Annotated in this window: 6 protein-coding genes and 1 pseudogene; 4 read left to right on the top strand and 3 right to left on the bottom strand. The window is 75.7% G+C overall.

Annotated features, from left to right (window positions below; genetic code table 11):
* The first annotated feature begins 289 nt into the window (after positions 1-289).
* The 4 genes from WCS02_RS14645 (at position 290) to WCS02_RS14630 (ending at position 4,404) form a co-directional block, all read left to right on the top strand.
* Positions 290-844: a low molecular weight protein-tyrosine-phosphatase gene (locus tag WCS02_RS14645; RefSeq protein ID WP_340294494.1), complete on the top strand. Its 555-nt coding sequence runs from the start codon at positions 290-292 to the stop codon at positions 842-844.
* A gap of 59 nt (positions 845-903) precedes the next feature.
* Positions 904-1,659, top strand: a complete 756-nt coding sequence (locus WCS02_RS14640; RefSeq protein WP_376984000.1) for a fructosamine kinase family protein — start codon at positions 904-906, stop codon at positions 1,657-1,659.
* A 156-nt stretch (positions 1,660-1,815) separates the two neighbouring features.
* On the top strand, positions 1,816-3,252 hold the full coding sequence (purB, locus tag WCS02_RS14635) for an adenylosuccinate lyase (protein WP_376983981.1): 1,437 nt from the start codon (positions 1,816-1,818) through the stop codon (positions 3,250-3,252).
* A 147-nt stretch (positions 3,253-3,399) separates the two neighbouring features.
* The gene (locus WCS02_RS14630; protein ID WP_340294490.1) at positions 3,400-4,404 is read left to right on the top strand and encodes a metallophosphoesterase; all 1,005 of its coding nucleotides are present in this window, start codon (positions 3,400-3,402) and stop codon (positions 4,402-4,404) included.
* An 84-nt stretch (positions 4,405-4,488) separates the two neighbouring features.
* Here the strand turns inward: WCS02_RS14630 and cls are convergent.
* The 3 genes and pseudogenes from cls to WCS02_RS14610 all read right to left on the bottom strand — a co-directional run bounded on the left by cls (position 4,489) and on the right by WCS02_RS14610 (position 8,493).
* Positions 4,489-5,880, bottom strand: a pseudogene (cls, locus tag WCS02_RS14620) (cardiolipin synthase).
* 172 nt (positions 5,881-6,052) lie between these two features.
* A complete protein-coding gene (locus WCS02_RS14615) occupies positions 6,053-7,330 on the bottom strand; it encodes a lycopene cyclase family protein (RefSeq protein ID WP_340294484.1) in 1,278 nt (425 codons plus the stop codon).
* Positions 7,327-8,493 carry a DMT family transporter gene (locus WCS02_RS14610; protein WP_340294482.1) on the bottom strand — a complete coding sequence of 389 codons (1,167 nt, stop codon included), beginning with the start codon at positions 8,491-8,493 and terminating at the stop codon, positions 7,327-7,329. The genes WCS02_RS14615 and WCS02_RS14610 overlap by 4 nt, the downstream gene beginning before the upstream one ends.
* Positions 8,494-8,642 lie beyond the last annotated feature (149 nt).

The raw sequence follows: 8,642 nt of genomic DNA, 5'->3' as shown, positions 1-8,642 counted from the left end.
GGCCCTCGTCGAACCCGTCCGCCGCCGGTCCGCGCCAGCCCGGCGGCGGCAGCCCGCGCACCCGGGCCACCAGCCCGTCCACCTCGTCGGCCACCCGCGCGCAGCGGGCCGCCACCTCCTCCGTGCTCCCCGACCCCATCCCCCGAGCCTGCGCCGACCGCGTGCTGCGGGGTCCCGGACGCCGCCCGGCGGTGCACACCGGAGCGGGCTCCCCGGCTGTGGACACAGGCTGAGATCCCCGGGCCGGAGCCCTGTCGCCGCGCCCGGGAGCGTGGGCACACTGGCACCCATGGCCCCCGCCCCGATCCGCGTGTGCTTCGTGTGCTCGGGCAACATCTGCCGCTCCCCGATGGGGGAGGTCGTGCTGGGCGCCATGGTCGAGGAGCAGGGCATCGACGACCTGGTGCTCGTCACCTCCGCGGGCACCGGCGACTGGCACATCGGCGAGCGCGCCGACAGCCGCACGCTCCTGGCGCTGTCCGCCCGCGGGTACGACGGCCTGCCCCACCGCGCGCGGCTGTTCGAGCCGTCCTGGCTGCCGGACCTCGACCTGGTGCTCGCGCTGGACCGCGGCCACCAGCGGACCCTGCTCGGCTGGACCGACGACCAGGACGACCGCGCCAAGGTGCGGCTGCTGCGCACCTTCGACCCGGCGGCGGCCGACCTCAGCGCCCTCCTGCGGGCCGGCGGGGACGTCGGACGGTCCCTCGACGTGCCGGACCCCTACTACTCCGACCTCGACGCCTTCGACTCCGTCCTGGAGCAGGTGGAGCGCTCGTGCGCCGGGCTGCTGGACCACCTGCTCGAGCGCCTGGCGGGCGCCCCCGTGCAGGCCGTCCGGTGACCACGGGGGCACCTGCTCGCGACGACGCGCCCGGCCGTCCCGCCGCCGCCTCCGGCGAGGTGTTCGTCAAGCGACGGGCGGACGCACCCCCGGGGTACTTCGCCGTCGAGGCGGCCGGCCTGCGCTGGCTGGCGTCCGTGCCCGGCGGCGTCGCGGTCGTGCAGCCCCTCCAGGTCGCCGACGACCGGCTCGTCATGCCCCGCCTGCCCGAGGTGCCGCCCACCGCCGCCGCGGCCGAGGAGCTCGGCCGTCGCCTGGCCGTCACGCACGCGGCGGGCGCGCCGGGCTTCGGGTCAGGCCCGGACGGCTGGACCGGGGACGGGTACGTCGGGCCGCTCCCGCTGCCGCTGCGCACGGGTCCGGTGTGGGGGCCCTGGTACGCCGAGCACCGCCTGCTGCCGTACCTGCGCCGGGCCCACGACGCGGGCGCCCTGGACGCGGACCAGTCCGCCACGGTGTCCCGGCTGCTCGACCGGCTCGTCGCCGACGCGGGCCTCAGCGACCCCGGCGAGGGCCCGTCCCGGCTGCACGGCGACCTGTGGAACGGCAACGTGCTGTGGACCGCGCACGGCGTCGTCCTCGTCGACCCGGCCGCGCACGGCGGCCACCGCGAGACCGACCTGGCGATGCTCGCCCTGTTCGGGCTGCCCCACCTGCGACGGGTGCTCGACGCCTACACCGAGGCCGCCCCCCTCACGCCGGGATGGCAGGACCGCGTCCCGCTGCACCAGCTGCACCCGCTGCTCGTCCACGCCGCCCTGTTCGGCGGCGGCTACGGGGCGCAGGCCGCGGCGGCGGCCGCACGCTGGGCCTGACGCCCCGACAGCGGCACCGCGCCCGCGACGTCTGGCCGGCGCCGCCACTCCCCCTTGTGACGACGCGCGCGAGGGGGCTCTGTCCACAGCCGCCGGGCGCCGTGCACAGGCGGTCGGCGGGCGCGGGTCGCACCGACGATCTGTGAGGATCACCCCGTGAACGACCAGCCCCCCGTGTCCCGCACCGCCGCACGCATCGCCGCCGACCTGGGCGAGGCGACGCTGAGCCCCCTCGACGGCCGGTACCGCCCCGCGGTGGAGGGCCTCGCCGAGCACCTGTCCGAGCCGGCGCTCAACCGCGAGCGGCTGCGCATCGAGGTGGCGTGGCTGCTGCACCTGTCCCAGCAGCAGGTGCTGCCGGGGCTGCGCCGCCTCACCGACGAGGAGGTGCAGCGCCTCCACGGGGTCGCCGCGGACTTCGACGCCGGCACGGTCCTGCGGCTGCGGGAGCTCGAGCGGACCACCGTGCACGACGTCAAGGCCGTGGAGTACCTGCTCAAGGAGCGCCTGGCGGGGACCTCCTTGGAGGACGTCTCGGAGTTCGTCCACTTCGCGTGCACGAGCGAGGACATCAACAACCTCGCCTACGCCCGCCTCGTGCAGCGCGCCGTGCGCGAGGTGTGGCTGCCGGCGGCGACCGCGCTCGCCGAGCAGGTCGCGACGATGGCCCGCGCCTACCGGTCGGTGCCCATGCTGGCCCGCACCCACGGCCAGCCCGCCACCCCCACGACGGTCGGCAAGGAGCTCGCGGTCCTCGCCCACCGGTTGCAGCGCCAGCTCCACCGGGTCCACGGCGCGGAGTTCCTCGGCAAGCTCAACGGGGCCACCGGGACGTACGCGGCCCACCACGCCGCCGCGCCCGACGTCGACTGGCAGGCCGTGTCGCGGGGGTTCGTCGAGGGCATGGGCCTGACGTGGAACCCGCTGACGACGCAGATCGAGTCCCACGACTGGCAGGCCGAGCTCTACGCCGACGTCTCCCGCTACAACCGGGTGCTGCACAACCTGTGCACCGACGCCTGGACGTACATCTCGCAGGGCTACTTCACGCAGCTCACGCAGGCCGGCTCGATCGGGTCCTCGACCATGCCGCACAAGGTCAACCCGATCCGGTTCGAGAATGCCGAGGCGAACCTCGAGCTGTCGGACGCGCTGCTGGAGGTCCTCCAGCGGACCCTCGTCACGTCCCGGCTGCAGCGGGACCTCACCGACTCCACGATGCAGCGCAACATCGGCGTCGCGCTCGGCCACTCGCTGCTGGCGGTCGACAACGTCGCCCGGGGCCTGGGCTCGCTCGACGTGGACTCCTCCGTGCTGGACGCCGACCTCGAGGGGTCCTGGGAGGTGCTCGGCGAGGCGGTGCAGACCGTCATGCGCCTGCACGGCCTGGACAACCCCTACGAGCGGCTCAAGGAGCTCACCCGCGGCAAGCGGGTCGACGGGCCGGCGATGGCCGAGTTCGTCCGCGGCCTCGGCCTGCCCGAGGAGGCGACCGCCCGCCTGCTGGAGCTCACCCCGCAGACCTACACCGGCATCGCCGACGAGCTCGTCGACCATCTGTCGCCGTCGTGGAGCCCCCACGACGGCGCGTAGGCGGCGGGGACCGGGCGGTCCCGGGCACAGGCCTGCGCGGGGCTCAGAGGAGAGGCCGGACCTCGTCAGGCCCGGCGCACCCGAGCGTTCTCCTCACCGCCACCTGACGGCCACCTGCCGGCCGGGCGCGGCCACCAGGGTGTCCGCATGACCGCCTCGTCGTCCCCGTCCCCCGCGCGCCGGCGCGCGCTCCTCTCGTCCGGCGCCGCGGCCCTGGCAGCGCTGGCCGTCGCCACGGTGCCCGGCACCGCCGTCGCCGCCCCCGGCGGGCCCAGGGGGCAGGCACCGACGACGATCGCCCTGCTCGGGGACACCCCCTACGGCCCCGAGCAGCGGGAGCTGTTCCCCGCCCTGGCCGACGACGTGGACGACGACCGCCGGGTCCGTCTCGTGCTGCACGCCGGCGACGTCAAGGCCGGCAGCGAGAGCTGCTCCGACGCCCTCCTGGGTGACTCGCTCCAGAAGTACGAGAGCTTCGAGGACCCCTTCGTCCTCACCCCCGGAGACAACGACTGGACCGACTGCCACCGCACCACCAACGGCTCGTTCGTCCCGACCGAACGCCTGGACCGGCTCCGCGAGCTCATGTTCCCGGTCCCGGGCGAGACCATCGGCGGCCGGGGTATGCGCGTGGTGAGCCAGGGCGTCACGGACCCCGCGCACGCGGACTACGTCGAGAACGTCCGCTTCACGCGCAGCGGGGTCGTCATGGCGACCGTGCACGTCGTGGGGTCGAGCAACGGCCTGCTCCCGTGGGCGCAGCTGCCCGGGGGCGACCGCCCGGCCGAGCGCCTCGCGGAGTTCGAGGCACGCCGGGCCGCGAACCTCGCCTGGATCGACGCCGCGTTCGACGAGGCGGAGGCGACCGGCGCTGCCGGTGTGCTGCTGCTGCTGCAGGCCGAGCCCGTCGACGACGACCCCGGGTTCGCCGCCGAGCGCGAGCTCATCCTCGCCCGTTCGCGGGCCTTCGACGGGCCCGTCCTGCTCGCCCACGGCGACGAGCACCGCTACGAGGCCGAGCCTGCGTACGGCGGTGTCGCGAACCTCACCCGGCTGGAGACGTTCGGTGACACCGCCACCGAGTGGTTGCGGCTCACGGTCGACCCGCGCACCGACGCGGTGTTCTCGTGGGAGCCGGTCGCTGTCGGCTGAGCCCTGAGCCGTCCGCCGACGGCGCACCGGACGTACCTCCACCGCACCGACCTGCACCGCACGGACCCGCGCCAGCCGGGCGCCCTACTGCAGCGAGGACGTCAGGCGCGCGACGTTGTCCAGGACCTGCTGCAGCCGGGGCCTGGCGAGCCAGGTGTCGAGGGTGAGCTCGCTGGACACCTGGCGGTAGAGGTCCTCGACGTGGTGGAGCTGCTGGGCGAAGGACTGCCCGTGGACGAGCAGCGTGAGCTCCAGGTCCAGGGTGAACGAGCGGATGTCCAGGTTCGAGCTGCCGACGACGGCGATGTCGGAGTCGATGCTCATGTGCTTGGCGTGCAGCACGTACGGGCGGGGGTAGAGCCAGATCCGGACCCCGGCGCGCAGCAGCTGCTCGTAGTAGGAGCGCTGGGCGTGGTGGACGAGGAACTGGTCGGCCTGCTCGGGCACGAACAGCTCGACCTGCACGCCGCATTAGCCGGCGCTGGTCACCGCGTACAGCAGCGACTCGTCGGGCACGAAGTACGGGCTGGTGATGCTCACCCGCTCCTGCGCGCCGTAGAGCAGGCTGGTGAACAGGCGCAGGTTGTTCTCGGTGTCGAAGCCCGGCCCTGACGGGACGACCTGCACCGACAGCTCCCCGACGACCAGCTCCGCGGGGTCGGGCGCCCGGACCGGGAGGAGCTCGTCGGTCTCGGAGTACCAGTCGGTGGCGAACAGCGCCTCGAGCTCCTGCACCACCGGGCCCCGCAGCCGCACCATGAGGTCCTGCCAGTGGAGGCCCCGGCGGCGGTTGGTGCGCTTGCCGTACGTGGAGTCGACCATGTTCTGCGACCCCGCCCAGCCCACGAGGCCGTCGACGACGACGAGCTTGCGGTGGTTGCGCAGGTCGGGGCGCTGGTACCGGCCCTTGAGCGGCTGCACCGGGAGCATGAGCTGCCACTGCACGCCCGCCGCGTCCAGGGCCCGGAGCGTGCGGCGGTACCCCGGCGTGCCCCAGGACCCGATGTGGTCCAGCAGCACGCGCACGACGACGCCGCGCCGCACCGCCCGCGCCATGGCGTCGAAGAACGGGGCCGTCGTCCGGTCGCGGGACAGGATGTAGAACTCGACGTGGACGAACTCCGTCGCCGCGTCGACGTCGGCCGTCATCTGCTCGATGGACTCCGCGTAGCCGGTCTGCACCACGGCGGAGTTGGACCGGAGCATGGGCATCGCGCCGAGGTTCTGGTTGAGGCGGACGACGTGGTCCAACCACCGCGGGCCGGGCGACGGACCGTCCCCGGGGTCGAAGGCCCGGGTCCGCTCGCCGATGAGCCGGTCGACGTCGCGCTGCTTGGCCCGGCGGCCCCGCGGCAGGCGGGGGGTGCCGATGAAGAAGTAGGCGATGACCCCGACGACCGGCACGAAGGCGATGGTCATGATCCAGGCGGTCGCCGAGGAGGGCCGGCGGTCCTTGGGGATGACGACCAGCGCCATGAACAGGACGACGGCGCCGAGCACGGCCGCGACGGCGCCGGTGACGGTGGTGGTCGTGGACACGTCCTGAGCGAGGTCCACGACTGCCCCCGCCCCTCCGCCGGGCACCGGCCCGCGGGACGGTGCTCCCCGGTCCGGCCGGGCTCCGCCCCGAGGATAGGAGGCGGACCCGTCAGCGGTCGGTGCGCACCGGGACCGGCTGGCCCTGCTCCCCGCCCGGGCGCCGCACCCGGCGCCGGAGCCGGTCGAGCGCGTCCGAGCCCGCCGACAGCGACATCTGCAGGGTCGGCGAGGCGGACATGATCTGCAGGTCGTCGGCCAGGGTCGTCGTGCCGTCGAGGAAGCGGAGCACCTGCGGGGCGGGCCGCCGGTCGAACAGGTCGGTGAAGAAGGTCGGCCCCTGCACCCGGCCGGCCTGGAGCGCCTGCAGCTGCACGGCGTCCATCCACCGGTGCCGCGGCGGGTAGGGCGGGGGGAGCCGGACCGCGCCGGGCCGGGCGAGCGCGCCACCGGCCACCAGGTCCGCGACCGCCTCGCCGTCGCGGAGCATCGCCGAGAACGTGTACCCGGTCGAGCCGCGCGTGGCGCCGCCGGCGGTCCCGGTCCGCAGCACCCGCGGCCCCGACCGGCGGGCGAAGGCCCCGTCCGTCATGGGGATGACCCCGGTCTCGACGTGGTCGGGGACGACGTCGGGGCTCACGCCCAGCCGGGCGAGGTAGCCCCGGAGGGCAGCGTCGTAGCCGGCGTCGTCCAGCCGCGCGGGCGAGAACTCCGTGTACTCCGCGAGCGCACGGCCGTCCGGCAGCGGGAGCAGGTACCCGAAGGACAGCCCGGCGGCCGGCTGGTCGGTGCGGAAGTCCATGAGGCTCGCGACGGGGCGACCGTCGGGCCCGGCGCCGAGCACCCCCGCGGGCAGCGCGCCCGCCGGCAGGGTCCAGCCGCGGAAGTGCTGCCACCACCACACCGACCCCGCCCGGGCCGGGCTCGCGGGCCGGGAGTCCAGCACGAGCGCCGCGCGCAGGGTGCGGCCACCGACTTGGACCGTCGCCCCCGCTGTGGTCGAGGTCACCCGGCCGGCCGCTGCCACGACGCGCTCGACGGACAGCCGGGGCGCGGCCCGGACCCGCTCGGCGGTGAGCGCGGCGAGGTCGTCGCTGCGGACGAGGTGGTAGCGGAACGGGTCCAGGTCGAGCACGAGGTCGCGCGCCGGGTCGCTCACCCGGACGTGGCGCCAGGTGGCGTGCACGGCGGGGGCGACGGCGGCCTCGCCCTCCGCCCAGAAGCACCAGGTCCGGTGGCGGGCGGCGGCGCTGTCGTCGGGGACCGGGTCGACGACGACGACCCGCAGCGGGGCGGGCAGCCCGGTGGTGAGGTCGCGGTGCGCCAGGGCGTGCAGCACCGCGGTGCCCGCGCCGCCGGCACCGAGCAGGACGAGGTCGGCGTCGGTCACGGACGCGGGGCGTCGGCCGGCGTCGCCCCGGCCTCGACTGGTGGACCTGCCGAGCCGTCGGTGGGCGCCCCGCCCCGGGAGCGTCGGGGCCTGCTGGCGGCGAGGACGACCGCGGCGAAGATGAGGAGCGCGGCGAGCATCTCGACGACCCCGGGACGCCCCGCCTCCGTCGGCAGCAGCTCGTCCAGGGTGATGGAGCCGACGAGCTGGCCCGCCGTGTTGCCGAGGCTGAGCAGCAGCACGCCGAGCGTCCGCACGAGCAGCGCGGCGAGGATGATGAACGACATCCCGATCGGCCCGGACAGGTAGCTCCACCACGCGGTCGGCAGCGGCGCGGGGGGCACGGTGCCGACGAGCAGCAGCCGCGCCGGCAGGAGCACCGCCAGCCCGGTCGAGAAGTTGACGAGCCCCGCCGTCCACGGGGATCCGGCGTGGATGGCGACGTGGCCGTTGACGGCCTGCTGCGCCGCGGTGCCCGCCCCGACGGCGAGGGCGAGCGCGACCACGAGGACGACGACCAGCACCCCGGCGGCCAGGCCGAGACCGCCGAGCAGGCTCGACGACACGCTGAGCGCGACCCCGGCCACCGCGAGCAGGCAGCCGACGACCCGGCGGACGGTGAAGGGGCGGGGCCCGTTGGGCGACAGCCCCAGCCGGTCGACGAGCAGCGAGCCGACGGTGAGGCCGGCGACGCAGGCCACCGTGAAGACGGCGACGCCCAGCACCGGGACCGCGATGCCCTGCGCGGCGACGAAGGCGGCGCCGGCCGTGCCGCCGAGCGCCTGCCACCAGCGCAGCCGGCCGTGGCGCAGGGCCGACAGCACCGCGCGCAGGCCGCGCCGGCCGCGAGGGGTGAGCAGGGACGTGACGACCAGGACGACCCAGCCGATGCCGAACGACAGCACGGCCGCGTCCAGCCCGGCCGCCACCCGGTCGCCGCCCGGCCCGCGCCACCCGCCGGTGACCCCGGGCACGAGGACGGTGGCGACCTCGCCGTTGACCCTCGACTGCACCGCGACGAGCATCCCGACGACCACCGTGCCGAGCAGGCTCACGAGGAGCACGAGGCGGTGCCGCGCACCGGCGGCGGGGGTGGGGGCGCCGGACGCCTGCCCGAGGTGGGGCGGCGGCCCGAGGGTCGAGGTCGACCCGGCTGGCTGCACCTGTCGAGGATACGGCGGCCCCTCCGGCCCGCCCGTCGGTCGCGGCGTGACGTGGCGCACGACGGGAGCCGCACGACGCCCGGCCAGCAGCGCCTCGGCGGGGGGCGCGGCTGCTGGACCGGCGGCAGCACGCACCGGCCCGCGCCCAC

Source organism: Aquipuribacter hungaricus (assembly GCF_037860755.1).
Taxonomy (GTDB): domain Bacteria; phylum Actinomycetota; class Actinomycetes; order Actinomycetales; family JBBAYJ01; genus Aquipuribacter; species Aquipuribacter hungaricus.
Note: the sequence above shows the minus strand (reverse complement) of the source record. Positions and strands in the feature narration are given on the sequence as shown.

What these genes read in the sequence shown, in the direction of transcription:
- WCS02_RS14630 (WP_340294490.1), top strand. Translation starts at nt 3,400, where the DNA reads ATGACCGCCTCGTCGTCCCCGTCCCCCGCGCGCCGGCGCGCGCTCCTC.
- WCS02_RS14645 (WP_340294494.1), top strand. Translation starts at nt 290, where the DNA reads ATGGCCCCCGCCCCGATCCGCGTGTGCTTCGTGTGCTCGGGCAACATC.